Annotated in this window: 14 protein-coding genes and 4 tRNA genes; 10 read left to right on the top strand and 8 right to left on the bottom strand. The window is 60.6% G+C overall.

Annotation, left to right across the window (positions count from 1 at the left end; translation table 11 throughout):
* Positions 1-115: 115 nt before the first annotated feature.
* Entirely contained in the window at positions 116-1,987 is a 1,872-nt protein-coding gene (locus tag IGS55_RS22540; protein WP_230519486.1) for a phosphoenolpyruvate carboxykinase (GTP), read from the bottom strand.
* A gap of 358 nt (positions 1,988-2,345) precedes the next feature.
* Here IGS55_RS22540 and IGS55_RS22535 point away from each other — a divergent pair, with 358 nt between their 5' ends.
* Positions 2,346-3,359, top strand: coding sequence for a D-2-hydroxyacid dehydrogenase family protein (locus IGS55_RS22535; protein ID WP_230519487.1), 1,014 nt, complete (start codon positions 2,346-2,348; stop codon positions 3,357-3,359).
* Here the strand turns inward: IGS55_RS22535 and IGS55_RS22530 are convergent.
* Positions 3,347-4,120: an L-asparaginase gene (locus tag IGS55_RS22530; RefSeq protein WP_230519488.1), complete on the bottom strand. Its 774-nt coding sequence runs from the start codon at positions 4,118-4,120 to the stop codon at positions 3,347-3,349. The genes IGS55_RS22535 and IGS55_RS22530 overlap by 13 nt on opposite strands.
* 163 nt (positions 4,121-4,283) lie before the next feature.
* On the opposite strand from IGS55_RS22530, the gene IGS55_RS22525 reads away from it, so the two are divergent.
* Together IGS55_RS22525 and IGS55_RS22520 are read left to right on the top strand one after the other, a co-directional pair.
* Entirely contained in the window at positions 4,284-4,769 is a 486-nt protein-coding gene (locus IGS55_RS22525; protein ID WP_034754431.1) for an asparaginase domain-containing protein, read from the top strand.
* A 603-nt stretch (positions 4,770-5,372) separates the two neighbouring features.
* On the top strand, positions 5,373-8,021 hold the full coding sequence (locus tag IGS55_RS22520; RefSeq protein ID WP_230519489.1) for a TonB-dependent receptor: 2,649 nt from the start codon (positions 5,373-5,375) through the stop codon (positions 8,019-8,021).
* A 136-nt stretch (positions 8,022-8,157) separates the two neighbouring features.
* Here the strand turns inward: IGS55_RS22520 and IGS55_RS22515 are convergent, their stop codons facing one another.
* Both IGS55_RS22515 and dinB read right to left on the bottom strand, forming a co-directional pair.
* The gene (locus tag IGS55_RS22515; protein WP_034754435.1) at positions 8,158-9,054 is read right to left on the bottom strand and encodes a recombination-associated protein RdgC; all 897 of its coding nucleotides are present in this window, start codon (positions 9,052-9,054) and stop codon (positions 8,158-8,160) included.
* Between the two features lie 118 nt (positions 9,055-9,172).
* Positions 9,173-10,357, bottom strand: a complete 1,185-nt coding sequence (gene dinB, locus IGS55_RS22510) for a DNA polymerase IV (RefSeq protein ID WP_268992080.1) — start codon at positions 10,355-10,357, stop codon at positions 9,173-9,175.
* Positions 10,358-10,499: 142 nt separating this feature from the next.
* Here dinB and IGS55_RS22505 point away from each other — a divergent pair, with 142 nt between their 5' ends.
* The 7 genes from IGS55_RS22505 (at position 10,500) to IGS55_RS22475 (ending at position 14,180) form a co-directional block, all read left to right on the top strand.
* Positions 10,500-12,668, top strand: coding sequence for a S9 family peptidase (locus IGS55_RS22505; RefSeq protein ID WP_230519490.1), 2,169 nt, complete (start codon positions 10,500-10,502; stop codon positions 12,666-12,668).
* A gap of 99 nt (positions 12,669-12,767) precedes the next feature.
* Positions 12,768-12,843: transfer RNA gene (locus IGS55_RS22500), tRNA-Val, on the top strand.
* Between the two features lie 54 nt (positions 12,844-12,897).
* Positions 12,898-12,974: transfer RNA gene (locus tag IGS55_RS22495), tRNA-Asp, on the top strand.
* Positions 12,975-13,192: 218 nt separating this feature from the next.
* Positions 13,193-13,268 (top strand) — tRNA-Val (locus IGS55_RS22490).
* Positions 13,269-13,325: 57 nt separating this feature from the next.
* Positions 13,326-13,402, top strand: a tRNA-Asp gene (locus tag IGS55_RS22485).
* Positions 13,403-13,448: 46 nt separating this feature from the next.
* Positions 13,449-13,703 carry a hypothetical protein gene (locus tag IGS55_RS22480; RefSeq protein WP_230518899.1) on the top strand — a complete coding sequence of 85 codons (255 nt, stop codon included), beginning with the start codon at positions 13,449-13,451 and terminating at the stop codon, positions 13,701-13,703.
* 129 nt (positions 13,704-13,832) lie between these two features.
* Positions 13,833-14,180, top strand: coding sequence for a CzcE family metal-binding protein (locus IGS55_RS22475; protein WP_230518900.1), 348 nt, complete (start codon positions 13,833-13,835; stop codon positions 14,178-14,180).
* A 67-nt stretch (positions 14,181-14,247) separates the two neighbouring features.
* Here IGS55_RS22475 and ahpF read toward each other — a convergent pair whose 3' ends face one another.
* The 4 genes from ahpF to IGS55_RS22455 form a co-directional block, all read right to left on the bottom strand.
* Entirely contained in the window at positions 14,248-15,843 is a 1,596-nt protein-coding gene (gene ahpF, locus IGS55_RS22470; RefSeq protein ID WP_230518901.1) for an alkyl hydroperoxide reductase subunit F, read from the bottom strand.
* A 106-nt stretch (positions 15,844-15,949) separates the two neighbouring features.
* On the bottom strand, positions 15,950-16,513 hold the full coding sequence (gene ahpC, locus IGS55_RS22465; protein WP_034753905.1) for an alkyl hydroperoxide reductase subunit C: 564 nt from the start codon (positions 16,511-16,513) through the stop codon (positions 15,950-15,952).
* Between the two features lie 187 nt (positions 16,514-16,700).
* Complete coding sequence (locus tag IGS55_RS22460; RefSeq protein WP_230518902.1) at positions 16,701-17,099, bottom strand: DUF3597 domain-containing protein; 399 nt, start codon at positions 17,097-17,099, stop codon at positions 16,701-16,703.
* A gap of 169 nt (positions 17,100-17,268) precedes the next feature.
* Positions 17,269-20,070, bottom strand: coding sequence for an EAL domain-containing protein (locus tag IGS55_RS22455; protein ID WP_230518903.1), 2,802 nt, complete (start codon positions 20,068-20,070; stop codon positions 17,269-17,271).
* Between the last annotated feature and the right edge of the window lie 106 nt (positions 20,071-20,176).

Here is a 20,176-nt window from a genome sequence, read left to right as displayed (position 1 = left end):
GCGCGGCGCGCTTTGCGGCATGCGATGCTCACCGTGCTTCAGCACGGTTGCGCTTCTTAGCCACAAATCACTGCCGCTCGCTACGCTTGTCAGATGCCGCTTTACGCTAACTTAATTACGCACTCAGCCGCTTTTCCAGCGCAGCCTTGTTATCCGCCAATTCCTGCGGCAGATGATACGCGAGTTTTTCAAACAACTCCGTATGCAATTTCAACTCTTCCACCCACGCGGCCTTGTCAATCGAGGTGATGGTGTCGAACTGTTCTTGCGTGAATGGCAAGCCATCCCAGTTCAGGTCGCCATACTGCGGTGTCGTGCCGAACAGGTTTTCCACACCGCCCGCCTTGCCTTCGATGCGGTCCAGCATCCATTTGAGCACGCGCATGTTGTCGCCAAAGCCAGGCCAGACGAACTTGCCAGCCTCGTCCGTACGGAACCAGTTGACGCAATAGATCTTCGGCAGGGCAGCCGGGTTCACTTTGCCCACCTTGACGCCCATGTCCAGCCAGTGCTGGAAGTAATCGCTCATGTTATAGCCGATAAATGGCAACATGGCAAATGGATCGCGGCGCACGACGCCCATCTGGCCCACGGCAGCGGCCGTCGTTTCCGAGCCCATGGTGGCGGCCATGTAGACGCCTTCGATCCAGTTGCGCGCTTCCGTGACCAGCGGCACAGTGGTCGAGCGGCGGCCGCCGAAGATGAAGGCCGAGATCGGCACGCCGGCCGGATCGTCCCAGGCCGAGTCGATGACAGGGTTTTGCGTTGCCGCCACAGTGAAGCGGGCGTTCGGGTGCGCCGCCTTGGTACCGGACGCCGGCGTCCAGTCCTTGCCCTGCCAGTCGATCAAATGGCTAGGTGCTTCCTTGGTCAAGCCTTCCCACCAGACATCGCCGTCGTCCGTCAGCGCCACGTTGGTGAAAATCGTGTTGTCGCGCATGGACGCCATGCAGTTGTAATTGGTTTTTTCGTTGGTACCCGGCGCCACGCCGAAGTAACCCGCTTCCGGGTTGATCGCATACAAACGGCCATCGGCACCTGGCTTGATCCAGGCGATATCGTCGCCGATGGTGGTCACTTTCCAGCCATTAAAACTTGCCGGCGGGATCAGCATGGCGAAGTTGGTCTTGCCGCAAGCCGATGGGAATGCTGCCGCGACATAATGCTTCTTGCCTTCCGGCGATTCCACGCCGAGGATCAGCATATGTTCGGCCAGCCAGCCCGGGTTGTTGTCCGATGCTTGCGCTTCCTGGTAGCCCATGTTCGAGGCGATGCGCAGGGCGAAACATTTCTTGCCCAGCAAGGCGTTGCCGCCGTAGCCGGAACCGAAGGACCAGATTTCGCGCGTTTCCGGGAAATGCACGATGTACTTGGTGCTGTTGCACGGCCATTTCACGTCGGCCTGGCCGGCAGCCAGCGGTGCGCCCACGCTGTGCACGCATGGAACGAATGCGCCATCGGTGCCCAGCACGTCGTACACGGCACGGCCCATGCGGGTCATGATTTTCATGTTGACGGCGACGTAAGGCGAGTCGGACAGTTCCACGCCGATGTGCGCGATTGGCGAGCCCAGCGGGCCCATCGAGAATGGCACGACGTACATGGTGCGGCCGCGCATGCAGCCATCGAACAGGCCGTTCAGGGTGTGGCGCATTTCGCCAGGCTCGGTCCAGTTATTCGTCGGGCCGGCCGCTTCTTTCGTTGCCGAGCAGATATACGTGCGGTCTTCGACACGGGCCACGTCGCTCGGGTCGGAGCAGGCCAGGTAGGAATTCGGGCGCTTGTCGGCATTGAGCTTTTTCATGGTGCCGCTGGCAACCATTTCGGCGCACAGGCGCTCGTACTCTTCTTGCGAACCATCGCACCAGTAAATGCGGTCCGGCTTGGTGAGCGCGGCAATGTCGGCCACCCAGTTGATCAGTTTCTGTTGTTTAATATAAGCTGGAACGTTGAGTGCGGCGACGCCACCCATGACGGGCTGATTCATATTACCTCCAATACCAATAAAAGAAATTCTGGTCGTTCCGGCAAGACAGGCAGCATCGTTGAGAGGTGGCTGCGGCTCACTGCGGGCGGCGTGCTCACGCGGGCAGGGCTCTGGTGTCGTGTCCGCCGCGGCGCTCGCGCCGGCGGCATTTACCTGGATCATGCTCCCGGACTGCAGGAACAGTTTTGCGCTATCACTATAATCAGGAAGCTGCAAAAGTGCCGGCGATTGTACACCCGCGTAACGGCTATTCTCGCAAAAATGTAGGAGAATAGCTTGACTAATGTAGTAGGCTATTCGGCATTTCCCGTATCCTGTTATTTCCCTACCAAATCCTCACTAAAATCGGCCATCCACCATGAAAATTGCCATACTCGATGATTACCAGGATGCCGTGCGCGGCCTCGATTGTTTCCAGTTGCTCGACGGCCACGAGGTCAAAGTGTTCAGCAATACGGCGCGTGGCCTGGGCCAGCTGGCGATCCGCCTGGCGCCGTTCGACGCGCTGGTACTGATCCGCGAACGCAGCAGTTTCAACCGGGCCTTGCTGTCGAAACTGCCGAATCTGAAACTGATTTCACAAACGGGCAAGGTCAGCGGACACATCGATGTGGCGGCCGCCACCGAGCTGGGCATCGCCATCGCGGAAGGCATCGGCTCGCCCACGGCGCCAGCCGAACTGACATGGGCGCTGATCATGGCGGCGCAGCGCAAGATCGTGCCGTACGCACAACATTTACAAGAAGGACTGTGGCAGACGTCGTCGCTGGAACCGGCACGCAACACGCTCGGTACGGTATTGAAAGGGCGCACCCTGGCGATCTGGGGCTACGGCAAGATCGGGCAATTGCTCGCCGGCTATGGCCGCGCCTTCGGCATGACCATCCTCGTCTGGGGCAGCGAAGCGAGCCGTGCGGCGGCCGTGGCGGCCGGCGATACGGCCGCCACATCGCGCGAGGCCTTCTTCGAGCAGGCTGACGTGCTGAGCCTGCATTTGCGCCTGTCCGACAAGACACGTGGCCTGGTAACAGCCGAGGACCTGGCGCGCATGAAACCAAACTCGCTTTTCGTCAACACCAGCCGCGCCGAACTGGTGGCCGAAGGCGCGCTGGAAGCGGCCCTGCCGCAGGGGCGCCCGGGCGCCGCCGCGCTGGACGTGTTTACGGACGAGCCGCTGCCGCCAGGCTCGCCATTACTGCAGCTGCCGAACGTGCTGGCCACGCCCCATCTGGGCTACGTCGAGCGTGACAGCTATGAACTGTATTTCCGCTACGCCTTGCAAAACATCGTCGATTTTGCGCAGGGTCAATGCACGCGCCTGCTCAATCCCGAGGTGTTGCAGCACGCGCGGCAAGTTCCTCAGGAACGCTGAAAGCCTTTCAGCAAGTCCGGCTCGCCCGTGATGCGAATGGCGGGCGCCGGCAGCACGTGTCGGCCACGCCACAGCCCGGCCCAGCCGGGCGGCCAGGCGATCTGAGGGCCTGCATATGGCGCCACGCCGGCGCGCACGGCCACGACCGGCACGGGCGGCATGTCTTGCAGGGGCTCGCCTGCGGTGCGCTGCATATCCAGGCTGTACATGTAATTGGGCAATAAAGCGTCGCAGACGCGGCCAAACCACTCGCTATGGTCGTCGTCGCGACCCAGCGCCTGCGCCAGCCCTTGCGGGTCGAAGCGGGCCAGCGCATCGATCAGCTCGCCAGTGGTGGCGCCCGGGGAATCGCCCCAGCCCATCACGGGGTTGACGTTGTAGTCGGCACCCGAGCCATACCAGCCTTCGCGCCAGGGCCGCTGCATCCAGTCGCGCGGCCCCGTAAACAAATGCCAGCGCCAGTGCAGGCCGGACGGCTTGGGCCAGGAATACAGATACAGTTTTTGATAGCCTGCCTGGTGCAGTTCGCGCACCATGGCCATCAGGCGCGCGTGCGGCATGCGGTCCGGCGGCGCGCGGCGAAACAGGATCGCTTCGCCATCGGCAAACTGCACGTCGTCGGTCGACAGGTTCAGGTCCAGGGTACGCGCTTCGCTGCCGAAACGGGCGGCGATCCAGCCGGTCAACAGATTGACGGACGTGATCACCCCGTAACCGCGGTGGCGGTGAAAAATGACGGTGCCGGGAGCGAGCGCTTTCATACGGAGTCGGGGGTGGCAGGCAAACAAAGAAACCAGTGTACTCACAGATGGCCAAATTTTCCAGATGCGATCTGCAACGGCCCGCAGCGGGCCCGCCATTCACGCAACGCTGCCAATCCACGCTATCATGCGCGTCATTCTCCACTGACATCGTGACCACATCATGACATTGCGCATACTCGCCACCGGCGGCACTTTCGACAAGCACTACAACGAATTGAACGGCACCCTGGGCTTTTCCGACAGTCATTTGCCGGCAGCGATCGCCCGCGCGCGCATGACGGCGCCCGTGGCGCTGGAGCAATTGCCACTGCTCGATTCGCTCGACATGCAGGATGCGGACCGCCAGCGCGTGCTGGCCTCGTGCCGCGCGGCGCACGAGAAAGCCATCGTCATCATCCACGGCACCGACACCATGCGCGAAACGGCCCAAGTGCTGGGCGCGGCGAACCTGCAGCAAACGGTGATTTTGACGGGCGCCATGATTCCCTATGAAATCGACAACTCCGATGCCCTGTTCAATCTGGGCTTTGCCTGCGGCGTGGCGCAAACCTTGCCAGCCGGCGTGTACGTGGCCATGAATGGCCAGATCTTCGCCTGGGACAATGTGCAAAAGAATCGCGCCGCCGGCGTGTTCCAGCCCTTGTAAGCCGATGGCGGGGCGCAAAAGCCGAGCGGCCAACGCTCTGACTGACACTCTGTCACAATTCGACCAGCCCGCTTTCAGCGGGCTTTTTTACGTTTTTTCGCTTTGCATAAATTCCGCAATACAACCTTTTTCATCTAATTATTGCTGGCAAAACATCAAATTGCCAATACAGTAATTTTATGTTGCAAAAAAACGCCATCGATCATTTTTAAAAACGTAGATATTTATAAATATAAAATCCATATTTAACATTTAAATCAAATATTCTTCAGTATCTCGAATTTATTGCCAAATCCGACACGGTTGAGGTGCATTTTTTCTTGCTGAGACGACATAATGTTTGCCTCGACAAGTTAAAAGTGCATTTATAACAATATTGCGCTAAGTAGTCTTCCACCTCCCACCGACGTGGTTCCGCCTACCGTACACGAGCACCGCAGACCATCTACCCGATGGCTATATCGGTGCTCGTGTGCCGCTTGTCGTTATTAAAACTACTACGGAGTAATTGTTACAATGGCATTTAAAGAAAAAATTGGCGTACGCAGCGTACGTCTGGCCCTGACCGTCCTGGCAGGTAGCGTCTTGTTCTCCGGCCAATCCATGGCGGACGAAGCAATCCAAAAAGTTGAAATTACCGGTTCGAGCATCAAGCGTATCGCCGTCGAAGGCGCCTTGCCTGTGCAGCGCCTGTCGCAAGAAGCGATCGCCCGTACTGGCGCCACCACCGTTGCTGATCTGGTACAAAGCCTGCCAGCAATGCAAGGTTTCACCATCGGCGCCGTTGCCGCCGGTTCCAACTCGGGTGGCCGCACCAGCGCGTCGATCCATGACATCGGCGAAAGCTACACCCTGGTTCTGCTGAACGGCCGCCGTATCGCGCCACAAGGCTCGGGCACCTCCGTCAACCTGAACGCCATCCCAATGAGCGCCGTTGAGCGCGTCGAGATCCTGACCGACGGCGCTTCGGCCCTGTACGGCTCGGACGCCATTGCCGGCGTGATCAACTTCATCCTGAAGAAAAACGTCCAAGGCGGCACCCTGGAAGCCACCTACGGCGGCCCGGAAGATAAAGGCGGCAACGCCTGGAACACCAACGTCACCTACGGCTTCGGCGATCTGGACGAAGACCGCTTCAACGTGCTGGTATCGTACCGCCACGATGAGCAATCGAAGCTGAAGGCAACGGACCGCAAGTTCGCCCGTTCGTCGTACATTCCTGTCAGCTACGGCGGCAAGAACTACATCTACGACCGTACCAGCTCCTCGACGGCACCGGCCAATGCCACGGTTGCGTTCAACGACAAGAACACGCTGCCAATCACGTTCAGCCCGTACCTGGCGGCCAACAAGGGTTGCGCGCCAAACAACTACGTCATGGCAAACAATGACCAGGCTTGCGGCTTCGACGGCGGTTCGACCGTTGAAATCGTTCCAGAATCGAAACGCGACAGCCTGTTCGCACGCGGCACCTACAAACTGACGGAAAACCTGAATGCGTTTGCCGAAGTTGCCCTGTCGCGCTACGACCTGACCGCACGTATCGCCGCCAACCCGGTGCCGATCAGCATCGCCAAGGGCAGCGCGCTGTACAACCAATACGTCCGGCCTAACCTGACGCCAGCGCAGCAAGCGGACGTCAAAACCGTCACCGCCAACTACCGCATGGTCGACTGGGGCACCCGCGCCAGCAACACCATCACCGACACCAAGCACTTCGTGGTCGGCGTGGAAGGCGAAGTAGGCGAGTGGAACGTGGAATCGGCCCTGACGTGGTCGCAGAACGCGATCGACGAGCGCTATGTGGGTGGCTACGCCAAGAACGCCGAGTTCAAGGCCATGCAAAGCAATCCATTGTTCAACCCGTTCCTGCCAGCCGGCAACGCAACGCCAGCACTGCAGAACCTGATCGACAATTCGCAATTCAACGGCTCGATCCGTACGGCATCGACCACCATGCGCGGTATCGACGCGCACGGTTCGCGTGAACTGTTCACCCTGCCAGGCGGCAAGGCGAATATCGGTATCGGCGGCGACTACCGCGAGTACAAGTACGAGCAATCGCCAAGCGCCGGCGCCGACACCAGCACGATCTACAACTTCAACACCTCGGCTCGCTACGACCTGAGCCGCGAGACCTATGGTGTGTTTGCCGAATTGCTGGCACCCGTCACCAAAACGATCGAAGTAAGCCTGGCCGGCCGTTACGATACCGTGACGAAGATCGACAACGGTGTCGTGAACAAGTCCATCGGTAAAGACCAAAGCGCCAGCACCTACAAAGTGACGGCACGCTGGCAGCCAGTCCAGCAATTGCTGGTACGCGGTTCGTACGGCACGGGCTTCAAGGCACCAAGCATGCTGGACATCGGCCAGCCGCTGGTCAACAACGGCTTCACCGCAAAACCATGGAACTGCCCGTTCCCAGGCGATGCCATGTGCCGTCCACCAGCAACCCAGTACAACCAATTGGCTGGTGGTAACGAAAACCTGAAACCGGAAAAATCGAAGCAGTACACCGTCGGTTTCCGTATCGAGCCAAGCTCGGCGTTCTCGTTCGGCGCCGACCTGTGGGATGTGAAGATCACCGACGCGGTTTCGGCCGTAAGCGAATCCCAGGCCTTCAACAACCCAAGCCTGTACCGCGACCTGTTCGGCACCTACACCGAACCATCGACCGGCAATACCTACTATGCATTCAAGTCGCTGTCGCTGAACATCGGCCAGACGCATAACCGCGGTATCGACTGGGACATGACGGCACGCAAGAAGTTCGACTTCGGTAACTTCACGGCGAACCTGAGCGGCACCCACATGCTCAAGGCCGACTACACCGTGCCAGGCACCAAGGACCAGTGGACGACCAACATGAACTACTTCGGCATCACCGATGCAGTCACGTTCCGTAACCTGGCCAAGCTGAACCTGAGCCTGGAAACAGGCAAGCTGACCAACAGCGTCGTCGTCAGCTACCGTAACGGCTATACCGACGCTTCGGCCGAGGTAATGGATGCAGCGACCAAGAAACTGGAGAAGATCCGCCTGGCCGTGCCTTCGTACACCACCATCGACTGGCAAGGTCGTTATGTGTTCGACAGCAAGAAGTCGATCCGCGCCGGTATCAAGAACCTGTTTGACCGCGCACCGCCATTGTCCCTGCGCACGTCGTCGGGCCACCAGGTTGGCTTCGACCCACGCTACGCCGATCCAATGATGCGTTCGTTCTACATCACGGGCCAAATCAAGTTCTAAGTTGACTCCGTCAATCTGAACTGAATGGCAAAGGGCCTTGCAACTGCAAGGCCCTTTTTCTTATGCCGCGCCTGCGGCCTGCGCAGGCAAAAAAAAAGGAGCCGCAGCTCCTTTTTTCGTACCGGCATGACGGCTGTTACGCCGTCGCTTCGCCGCCCAAGGCTTCGACCACGTCGGCCATCAGCTTGGAGAGCTCGCCCGTCATCAGCATCACGTCGCCGTCGAAACGCTCTTCGTCGTTCTTCGTGCTCGATTCCGTTTCCTTGATCACGTCGAGCGGCTTGACGCTCTTGATGGCCAGCGACTCCGTCAGCACGAACGAGATCTTGTCGTTCCACGTCATGGCCAGGCGCGTGCACTGTTTGCCGGCCGCGATGTGGCGGCGCACGTCGTCCGCTTCCAGGGTGTGGCGCACGTAGCGCACGGTGGCCTTGCTTTCGCCCGTGGCGCGCAATTCCGTATCCATGTCGACCGTGAAGCCGGCAGGCGCATCGTCGGCCTGCAGCCATTCCGTCATCACCGCCACGGGCGAGCGCTGCACGCGCAGGCTTTCCAGCGGCAGTTTGTCGACGGCTTTCAACAGCAGCTTGATGACTTCATCGGCTTTCGCCGGGCTGGCGGCATCGACCACCAGCCAGCCATTGACGGGGTCGATCCACGTCCAGACGTTGCTGCGGATGCTGAAGGCGCGCGGCAGCAGTTCGTCGGCCACGCGTTCCTTCAATTCCTTCATGGCTTTCTTGCCTGGGGCAAAGCCTTGCGCTTCTTCCATCTCGGCGGCGCGGGCCTTGGCGACCTGGTTGATGACGGTCGCCGGCAGCAGTTTCTTTTCCGTGCCCAGCAAGATCAGCATCTGTTTGTTGACCACGTGGACCAGGCCGCCGTTCGGGCGTGGCGTATCCCAGCCCTGGCGCATCAGATCCATGCTGGTCGCCGGCGTAAATTTGTTCGAGGACAGCGCCTCTTCCAGTTGTTCTGGCGTGTAAGCCCACGGTGCGGGCAGGCGGTAAATCTGAAGATTCTTGAACCACATAGTTTTTGTCTTCCGTTTGTTTCAGTAGTGCCAGGGGAACGCCATTCTACACTTTCGACACGGGAATGCCGTCAAAAGCGCGGACTGGCGCGGTGTTGTTGCTGCGTGGGGAATACCGCTACAGGGCGGGAAACAGCTCCGCCTGGGCCGGCGCCTGCCGCGTCACGAGGGCCGGGTCGGACAAGGTCGAGATGCGCACGCCCAGCAGGCGGATTTTCTTGTCAAACGGCACGCGCCGCAGGCAGTCGCGGCTGGCGCGCAGGATGGCGGCGGCATCCGCCGTGGCACTGGGCAGGGTGATGTCGCGCGTGACGGTGCTGAAATCCTCGAAACGCAGCTTGATGCCCACCGTGCGCCCCGCCAGCGACTGTTTATCGAGGTCGCCCGCCACGCGCGTGCACAGGCTTTCCAGCTTTTCCGACAGGGTGGCGCGGTCGCGCACCACCTGCAAGTCGCGCTCGAACGTCGTTTCGCGGCTGACGGACTTGGTTTCCCGGCTCGTCTGCACGGGCCGCTCGTCGATGCCCAGCGCCGCCTGGCGCAGCCAGCCCGTGTACAGGTCGCCGAACTGCGTGCGCAGCATGGCCATGTCGGCCCGGGCCAGCTCGCCGATGGTGAAAATACCTAGCGCTTCCAGCTTGGCCGTCGCTTTCGGACCGATGCCATTGATCTTTTTCGCCGGCAAGGGCCACACGCGCGTTTCAATATCCTCCGGGTTCAGGATGGTCAGGCCGTCCGGTTTTTCCAGGTCGGAACAGATTTTCGCCAGCAATTTGTTGGGTGCCAGGCCGATCGAGCACGACAGGCCCGTCGCTTCGAACATGGCCGCCTTCAGGCGCGCCGCCATGGCCGGCGCCTGCTCGCCGTATTCGGTGAGATCGACATAGATTTCATCGATGCCCACGTTCTGGATGATGGGGCACAACTGGGCCACGGCCTGCTTGAAGCGGGCCGAATACTCGCGGTAGGCTTCGAAATCGGCCGGCAGCAGGATGCTGTCGGGCGCCAGCTTGGCCGCCTTCATGATGCCCATGGCGGAAAACACGCCGAACACGCGCGCCGCATAGGTCGACGTGGTAACGACGCCGCGCCCAACGTAGTCGCGCATGCGCGCAAACTGCCGCGTGCCGTCTTCCTGCAGCACGGGCTGCTGCAAGCGTCCGCCGCCGATGACGACGGCTTCGCCACGCAGTTCCGGATATTTCAACAGTTCCACGGAGGCAAAGAAGGCGTCCATGTCCAGATGGGCTATCCAGCGGCGCGCGGTGGGTGGCTCGGGAACGGGGGAGGCAGATGTGGTCAAGGACACCTCGCGGCGGGATACTGTAATTATATACAGTATCGCTGGAAATGCCCATGGATGCAAGTTGAAACGCACGCGCAAGGCGGTTGCTTTTCCCAATAGCAAGATTACAATCCTGACACAACTATTCAAAGGAGTCGCCTTGTCTATCGCCCATCACGCTGCGCGCCGCCGGTCCGCCTGGTTATCCATCCTGCCGGTCCTGCTGCTGTCCTCGCTGGCGCCATCCGCGCTGGCCGCCGACGCCGCCACTGTCGCTACCGCCACCGCACCTGTCGCCGCCAAGACGGCCTGGCAGGAAACGCGCCACGGCACGGTCGTCACGGACGACTACCGCTGGCTGCAAAAGAAGACCGATCCTGCCGTGATCGACTATCTGAATGCGGAAAATGCCTACACGGCCGCCGTCACGGCCCCGATCCAGCCGCTGGCCGACAAGGTGACGGCGGAAGTGAAGGGGCGCATGCAGGAAGTGGACTTGTCCGTGCCTGCGCGCCAGGGCAATTTCTACTATTACACGCGCACGGAAGCGGGCAAGCAATACCCGATTCACTGCCGCCGTCCTGTCGGCAAGAACGGCGCCTACGATGCGCAAGCGGTTGAAGAAATCCTGCTGGACCAGAATCAATTGGCAGAAGGCCACAAATTCTTTGCCGTACGCGCGTTTGCCATCAGTCCGAATGAACAGTTGCTGGCCTACACCACCGACACGACGGGTTTTCGCCAGTACGAACTGCATGTCAAGGATTTGAAGACGGGCAAGCTGCTCACGGACACCATGCCGCGCGTGACCTCGCTGGCCTGGGCGGCCAATAACGCCACCCTGATGCTGACGCAGGAAGACGCCACCACCAAGCGCGCGGACCGCTTGTTCCGCCTGCCTCTGGGCGGCACCTTGCAGCAGGTCTACCACGAGCCAGTGGAACAGTTCGCCATCGGCGTGAGCCGCACGCGCGACCATCGCTACTTCGTGCTCACTGCGCGCAGCACGGATACGAGCGAAGTGCTGCTGCTGCCAACGAGCAAGCCGGAAGGCAGTTTCCAGTCCGTGCTGAAACGGGAAAAAGGCCACCGCTACGGCATCGAGCACCGCGACGGCCAGCTGTATATTCTGACCAACAAGGAGGCGAAGAATTTCCGCGTCGTCAGCGCGCCGGTGACCGCCCCGCAGCCGAAGAACTGGAAGAGCGTCGTGCCGCACAACAAGGATGCCGTGATCCAGTCCATCGACGTCTTCCAGGGCTACCTGGTGGTGATGGAAAAGGCCCGTGCCCTGAACCGCGCGCGCATCCATGATTTCGCGCGGCATAACTGGAAGACGGTGCAGTTCGACGATCCCGTCTACCTGGCCACGGCGGCCGGTACGCCGGAGTTTTCCGCCACACAATTTCGCATGTCCTACCAGTCGCCCGTCACGCCGCCCACCGTCATCGACGTCGGCATGCAAGACGGCAAGCGCACGGTGCTCAAGCAGCAGGAAATCGTCGGCGGTTTTGACGGCAGCCGCTACACCACGCAGCGTCTGTGGGTGACAGCGCGCGATGGCGTGCAAGTGCCGCTGTGGGTCGTCTACAAGAAGGGCGTCAAGCTCGACGGTTCCGCGCCGCTGCTGCTGTACTCGTATGGCTCGTACGGCATTTCCACGGAAGCCAGTTTTGCCATCAGCCGCATCAGCCTGCTGGAACGGGGCGTCATCTATGCGCAAGCGCATATCCGCGGCGGCACGGACATGGGCGAAGCGTGGCATGAAGACGGCATGCTGATGAAGAAGAAAAACACCTTCAATGACTTCATCGACAGCGCCGACTACCTGGTGCGCGAAAAATGGACCAGCCCGAACCGCCTGATCATCCAGGGCGGCAGCGCCGGCGGCCTCTTGATGGGCGCCGTCGTCAACATGCGCCCCGAGCTGTTCCACGCCGTGCACGCGGCCGTGCCCTTCGTCGACGTGATGAACACCATGATGGACGCCAGCCTGCCGCTGACCACGGGCGAATACCTGGAATGGGGCGACCCGAACCAGAAGGCGGCCTACGACTACATGCTCAGCTACTCGCCCTACGACAACATTGCGCGCAAGAATTACCCGGCCATGCTGGTGACGACGGGCCTGAACGACAGCCAGGTCATGTACTGGGAACCGGCGAAATACGTGGCCAAGCTGCGCGCGTATAAGACGGACGGCAATCCCCTGCTGCTGAAAACGAATATGGGCGCCGGCCACGGCGGCGCTTCGGGCCGCTATAACGCCATCGCCGAGAATGCGTTCAATATGGCGTGGATGCTGTCGCAGTGGGGTATTACAGAGTAAAGTAAAAAAAGCGCTTGCAGAAGGATTTTGTCCGTCCTATAATAGCGCCTCTTCCAGACGTGGTGACAAACGTCGGGATGGTTTTCTGAGACAAGCAACGGGTGCTTAGCTCAGTTGGTAGAGCGGCGCCCTTACAAGGCGTAGGTCGGGAGTTCGAGCCTCTCAGCACCCACCAAATCAGAAAACTGTCCAGTGCTTCATGGATCAGCAATACAGATCATACGAGCTTGGAGTGGTAGTTCAGTTGGTTAGAATACCGGCCTGTCACGTCGGGGGTCGCGGGTTCGAGTCCCGTCCGCTCCGCCAATAAAAGAAAAGCCCTTTGGTTCTCTGAACCGAAGGGCTTTTCCCATTTCAGAAGCAGAAAACACGTCAGCTCCCCCCTTCCCTGAATATTTTTGCGCTTTTCAGCAAAAAAACTGCTGTTCACCCTCAAGAATAGTTGCACAAGCACGAAAGCGCCCCCTATAATAGTGCCTCTTCCAGACGTGGTGACAAACGTCGGGATAGTTTTCTGGGTATGCGGGTGCTTAGCTCAGTTGGTAGAGCGGCGCCCTTACAAGGCGTAGGTCGGGAGTTCGAGCCTCTCAGCACCCACCACCAATACAGAAAATTATCCAGTGCTTCATGGATCAGCAACACAGATCATACGAGCTTGGAGTGGTAGTTCAGTTGGTTAGAATACCGGCCTGTCACGTCGGGGGTCGCGGGTTCGAGTCCCGTCCGCTCCGCCAATAAAAGAAAAGCCCTTTGGTTCTCTGAACCGAAGGGCTTTTCCCATTGTGGGACCGCAAATGCTCTAGAATCAGCGCTACCCCGATTCTGCCCCTGCCCCGCAGCTTTTCCCCCTACCTCATCCTGCGCCTGGCCCCGTATCCGGGCAGCGACCAGTCCCTGCTGAACGACGACCTGAGCACGTTTGCCATGACGTCCGCCTTGCAGCAAAGCATCACCGCCCTCTCGCTGGGCCAGCACAAAAAGCTGCAACTGGCGCTGGCCTTGCTCGTGCCCTTGGCAGCGACGGTGCAATTGTGAAATAGGACTTTGCAGATCCGACAAGAAACGCTTAGGATGCCGTGTTGCAAAAACCGGCGATCCCGGTGCAGCCACAACGACAACACGGCGCGGCCACTCGCTGCGCCAGGCTTATTCTTGGAGATGACTATGTTGAACACCCACCGCAGCGCCCTGGCGATTCTGTGCGCCGCTTTTGCCACCCTTGCCGCCTCGGCCATCGCCGCCGGCCCCACGGGCACGGCCGCCGACTACGGCAGCAGCGCCCCGCACGCGGCCGCCCAGCGCAGCATCGAGCTGCAACCCGATACCCGCCACATCAACGTCACGCGCGGCGAAACCGTCACCATCGCGCGCGCCGGCCAGCGTTTTACCTGGCACGTGCAAACCTTCAGCAACAAGACCGTCTTCGCCCTGGCCGAGATCGCGCCGAAGGACATGCCCGTCGACGGCGTGCAAGTGTATGTGGCCGCCAATCCCCAGTACGCGGGCAGCTAAGTTTCTTCTACGCATAAAAAAACCGGAACCACCTCGCGGCCGTTCCGGTTTTTTGCAGCGTAAAGATTTACGCCGTCAATGCTTCTTTCGATGCGGACTCTTCCACCACTTCCTCGTCGTCCGAGCGGATCAGGTGGTCAAAGGCGGACAAAGCCGCCTTGGCGCCTTCGCCGGTGGCGATGATGATCTGCTTGTACGGCACCGTGGTGACGTCGCCTGCCGCGAACACACCGGGGATCGAGGTCTGGCCGCGGGCGTCCACTTCGATTTCGCCGTGGCGCGACAAGGCTACCGTGCCTTTGAGCCACTCCGTGTTCGGCACCAGGCCAATTTGCACGAAGACGCCTTCCAGCTCGACCTTGTTCGACTCGCCGCCGACCCGGTCCGTGTAGCTCAGGCCATTGACGATCTTGCCGTCGCCGTGGATCTCGGTCGTTTGCGCCGAGGTGATCACGGTCACGTTAGGCAGGCTGTGCAGCTTGCGTTGCAGCACCGCATCGGCGCGCAGTTCCGCGCCGAACTCGATCAGGGTCACGTGTTTCACGAGACCGGCCAGGTCGATCGCCGCTTCCACGCCCGAGTTGCCGCCGCCGATCACGGCCACGCGCTTGCCCTTGAACAGCGGGCCATCGCAGTGCGGGCAGTAGGCGACACCGTGGTTGCGGTATTCCTTCTCGCCCGGCACGTTGATTTCGCGCCAGCGGGCGCCGGTGGCCAGGATGACGGTCTTGGCTTTCAGCACGGCGCCATTCGCCGTTTCAATCTCGATCAGCTTGCCCGGCGTCAATTTCGCGGCGCGCTGGGTGTTCATGATGTCGACGTCGTATTCCTTGACGTGCTGTTCCAGCGCCATGGCGAACTTCGGACCATCGGTTTCCTTGACGGAAATAAAGTTTTCGATGGCGAGAGTGTCGAGCACCTGGCCGCCGAAACGCTCGGCCAAGACGCCCGTCTTGATACCCTTGCGGGCCGCGTAGATGGCCGCTGCCGCACCGGCTGGGCCGCCGCCGACGATCAGCACATCAAACACGTCTTTCTTGTTCAGCGCTTCGGCCTGGCGGGCGCCGGCGTTGGTGTCGAGCTTGGCGAGGATTTCCTCGACATTCGTGCGGCCCTGGCCGAAGTGTTCACCATTGAGGAACATCATCGGCACGGCCATGATCTGGCGCTCTTCCACTTCTTGCGGGAACACGCCGCCATCGATGGTAGTGACCTTGATGCGCGGGTTGATCACGGCCATGGCATTCAATGCCTGCACCACTTCCGGGCAGTTATGGCAGGAAAGCGAAATAAACGTTTCAAACTCATAATCGCCGTCGAGGTTGCGGATCTGTTCGATCACGGCCTCGTCGAACTTGATGGTGTGGCCGCCCACTTGCAGCAGCGCCAGCACCAGGGAGGTAAATTCGTGGCCCAGCGGCACACCGGCGAAACGCACGCCGATGTCGGAGCCTGCACGGTTGATGCTGAACGACGGGGCCCGTACGCCAGCGTCAAGGCGCTCGACCAGCGTGATCTTGTCGCTCAACAGGACTATCTCCTGGAGCAATTCCTTCATCTCGCGGGCTTTTGCGCTGTCATCGAGAGAAGCGACCAGCTCAAGCGGATACACCACTTTTTCCAGGTAGGATTTCAGTTGGGTTTTGAGGGTGGCGTCTAACATGATTTTTTCCTTTTCTACAAATATTTAGGCGAATGCCGGGCCGGACACCCGGTCCGGCATCGCGGTAACTACTTGTTTGCTGCTGTGTACTTCAAGGCGTCAAGACTTAGATCTTGCCAACCAGGTCCAGCGATGGGGTCAGGGTTGCTGCGCCTTCCGTCCATTTGGCTGGGCACACTTCGCCTGGGTGAGCGGCAACGTATTGAGCGGCCTTAACTTTGCGCAACAGTTCCGATGCGTCACGGCCGATGCCGTTGTCATGCACTTCCAGCACTTTGATGAAGCCGTCCGGATTGATGACGAAGGTACCGCGCAGTGCCATGCCTTCTTCTTCGATCATGACTTCGAAATTGCGCGACAGGGTACCGGTTGGGTCGCCGATCAGTGCGTATTGCACTTTCTTGATCGCGTCCGAGGTGTCGTGCCATGCTTTGTGCGCGAAGTGCGAATCGGTCGAGATGCCGTAGACATCAACGCCCAGCTTCTGGAATTCAGCGTGGTGATCGGCCAGATCTTCCAGTTCGGTTGGGCAAACGAAGGTAAAGTCGGCTGGGTAGAAGACGAATACCGACCACTTGCCTTTCAGCGACGCTTCCGTCAGATCGACGAATTTGCCATTGTGGTATGCGGTTGCCTTGAATGGTTTAACTTGGGTATTGATCAGCGACATTTCATTTCCTCTCGTGTGGTGAATCAGTAAGACTCTAGTGTAAGGGGTTTTAACCCATATGCAAAATTGATTGTCACAATAGTTTCAATTGGTTTTAGCTATCATGACACTATGGGAACTCCATGATAGGCAGTTCCCACGCGATTGGATAGCGGTGACAGTGGATACCCCTGCCGCCGCCAGGTGTTTAGTTCTTGAGTTCTTCCGGTACCTTGCCGCCGTTTTCGGCCAGCTTGATCATCACCTGGCGGTGCAGCCAGATATTCATGCTGGCCGAATCGTTGGTGTCGCCCGTGAAGTGCAGCTCTTGCGCCAGTTCCTTGCGCGCGGCCAGGCTGCTGTCGAGTTGAAGCAGTTTCATCAGGTCGACGATGGACGTGCGCCAATTGAGTTTTTCCGCGTTCTTGCTGGCCAGGTCGACCAGCACCACTTCCACGTCCACGACGGGCGCGGCGGCAGCAGGAGCGGCAGCAGGAGCGGCAGGTGCCGCTGCCGGTGCCGTCGCGGCGGCGGCCGGCGTGGCAGCCGGTGCTGCATCGGACGAATGGTGGAAGATCTTGTTGTAGATATTGCTGAAAATGCCCATGAGGTCACCTCGAGTTGAGTGAATGGAAGAATATTGCCTGCGCACCCGGTGTAGGTACCGGTGACAGCAAAGCCGGGCGCAGGCGCCAGCCCATCGAGTATAAGCCCGTTCAAGCCGGGAGCCCCGTCCCGCAGGCCCGGATGAAATCTGGTGGCAGGCTGGGCCTGTTTCAAGGGCGCAAGGGCCGCCGGGCGTGCAGCAGCGCGTCGAACGCTTCGATGGCCAGCGCTGGCGCAAACAGCTCGCCTTGCGCGAAATCGCAGCCGATCTCCAGCAGCCGCGCGCGCTGCTCTTCGGTCTCCACCCCTTCGGCAATGACCTGCAAGCCCAGCTTGTGGGCCATGGTGACGATGGCTTCGCACAGCACCAGTTCGCTGGCGCCGGCCGCCAGTTTGCGCACCAGCACGCCGTCGAGCTTCAGGTAATCGATGCCGCATTGCTGCAGCTGCGTCAGCGAGGCATGGCCGCTGCCGAAGTCGTCGAGGGCGATCTGCAGGCCCGCTTCGCGCATGTGCTGCAGGCGTGGCGCCATGCTATTGCCGTTGGGTAAAAGTACATCTTCGCGCATGTCGAGCACAATGGCCGAGGCCGGCACATCGAGCGCCATCAGCTGGCGCAGCCAGGTGCCGGGCGCCTCCACTTCGCGCTGCAATTCCAGCGGCGACTGGTTCAGGCACAGTTGCAGTCCCGGTAAACCGATGGCCTGGCCCTGCGCGCGCCAGTGCAGCAGTTGCGTGGCCGCCGTACGCAGCACCCAGTCGCCGATCTCCACGATCAGGCCGCTGCTTTCGGCCAGCGCGAGGAAATCGGGCGGATACACGATGCCACGTTGCGGATGGTGCCAGCGCAGCAAGGCTTCCGCTTTGGCAATATTACCGCTGTGCAGTTCGACGATGGGCTGGAAATACAGCTGCATCTGCTGTTCGCGCAGGGCCGTGCGCAAGTCCGCTCCCATGCGCATGCGGTTGACGGCCGCCACCTGCATGGCCGGCGTAAAGTAGCTGTAGCGGTTGCGCCCCGCGCCTTTCGACACATACATGGCCTGGTCCGCCTGCTTGAGCAAGTCCTCGATCGTGCCCGCATCATCGGGATACAGGGTGATGCCGATCGAGGCCGAGACGAAGGCCTGCTCCTGTCCCAGCAGGAATGGCGCCAGCAAGCCGTCGAGTATCTGCCGCGCGATGCGGTCGACTTGCTGCAGGTCGTCGATGTCGGACAGGATCACCGTGAATTCATCGCCGCCCAGGCGCGCCACCGTGTCCGTCTCGCGCACGCCCACGCGGATGCGCCGCGCCGCCTCGATCAGCAAGATATCGCCCTGGTGGTGGCCGAGGGTGTCGTTGACTTCCTTGAAATGGTCGAGATCGATGAACAGGATGGCCACGCGGCTCGCATCGCGCCGCCCCTGGGCCAGCGCCAGGCGCAAACGCTCGTGGAACATGCGGCGGTTCGGCAATTGCGTCAGGGTATCGAAATTGGCTTGCTGCCAGATCAGCGCTTCCGTTTGCCGCTTGTCCGTCACGTCTTCCAGCATGCACAAGTGGTGCGGTCCGCCATGGCGCGCCGTGGCGATGGCCGTCACCGAGGCATCGACCCACACCACGCCGCCATCGGGACGCACGATGCGCTTGGCGTGGCGGAATCCCTGCAAACGCCGCGCCAGCAACTGCGCCACGTGCGCCTGCTCGCCGGCCACATCGTCGGGATGGCTGATCTCCATCCAGCTCGTTTGCTTCATGTGTTCCAGCGTGCGTCCGGCGATGGCCAGATAGCGCGGATTGATATCGAGAAACTGTCCGCTCACGGTATCGATCAGGGCGATGCCCATGGGCGCTTCCTCGAACATGGTGCGAAAGCGCAATTCCCCCTGGCGGATGGTTTCCTCCGTGCGGCGGCGCTCGCGCGCTAGGTTGTTGAAGTGGAAGCCGGCAGACACGGCCAGCAAACTGCCCGCCAGGCCCAGCGACAAATACAGCCAGCCCAGGTCGGCGCCCGGCACGGGGCGGTACAGGAAGCCCTTGTAGGCGCGGCTGTCCGTGGCCTTGGGCGGCAGCACGCCCATGGCCGCATACGTGTCGGCAATATGCTGCCAACGCTGGGGATTCATGTAGCCGAGCTCCACCAGCACGGGCTGCAGCAGCAATTCCATCTGCTGCGCCTCGTACAGCAGGTGCGCGCGGTCGTGGCGCTGGCTGTATTTGACGTGGATCAGTTGCGCCATTTCCTCGCGATGCGCCATCGCGTATTGCCAGCCGCGCAGGCTAGCCGCGCGGAACGCTTTGACACGCTCGGGATGGCGGCGCAGTTCCTGCTCGCTGGTAAACAGGTTGTCGCCGTAGAAATCGATGCCGGCCGTGCGCGGCGTAAACTGGTAATAGGAAAATCCCGCCCGGTCCAGGTAGTCCGGTTCGTTGGTGGAGTACGCGGCAATCGCATCGACCTTGCCATCGATCAAATCCTCGATCCGGTAGCTGGGCGGCAAGTGACGCATCTGCTGCGGCGCGACGCCCATTTTCCCCAGGAATAGCGACACTTCATCGGAGGCGGCCGCCACATTGACGGCCGCACCGATCATCACGGGCGCCCCCACTAGCTTGCGCACGTCGGGCGCGCCGCCCTGCTGGCGCATCAGCAGCACGCTGGGCGAATGCTGGAACACCACGGCCAGCACCACCACCGGCTTGCCCGCCAGGCGGCTGAGCAACAAGGTGCTGTTGCCCACGCCATATTCGGCCTGGCCCGCCAGCACGGCCGCCTCGGCAGGCGGCACGCCGCTGCCTTCGACCAATGTCACCTCCAGCCCCGCCTCGCGGTAATAGCCTTGCTCGATGGCCGCGTAATAGCCGGCGAACTGGAATTGATGCGTGAAATTGAGGTGCAGGGAGACGGCTTCCAGCGCCCGGACGGGCGTGGCCAGGCACAGCAGCAGAATGAAACAGCAGCGGAAAGCGTCGGATGCTTTCATCGGCATGGCGGAACACCACAGGAAGCTGCCGAGCTGGCAGGGGTAAGGCTATTGTAGCCGCCCCTTTTGCCGATGGATAATTATTTCAGTGTGGACAATAGCGTTGATGTTT

This window comes from Janthinobacterium sp. EB271-G4-3-2 (assembly GCF_020858035.1).
Lineage (GTDB): Bacteria > Pseudomonadota > Gammaproteobacteria > Burkholderiales > Burkholderiaceae_D > Janthinobacterium > Janthinobacterium aestuarii.
Note: the sequence above shows the minus strand (reverse complement) of the source record. Positions and strands in the feature narration are given on the sequence as shown.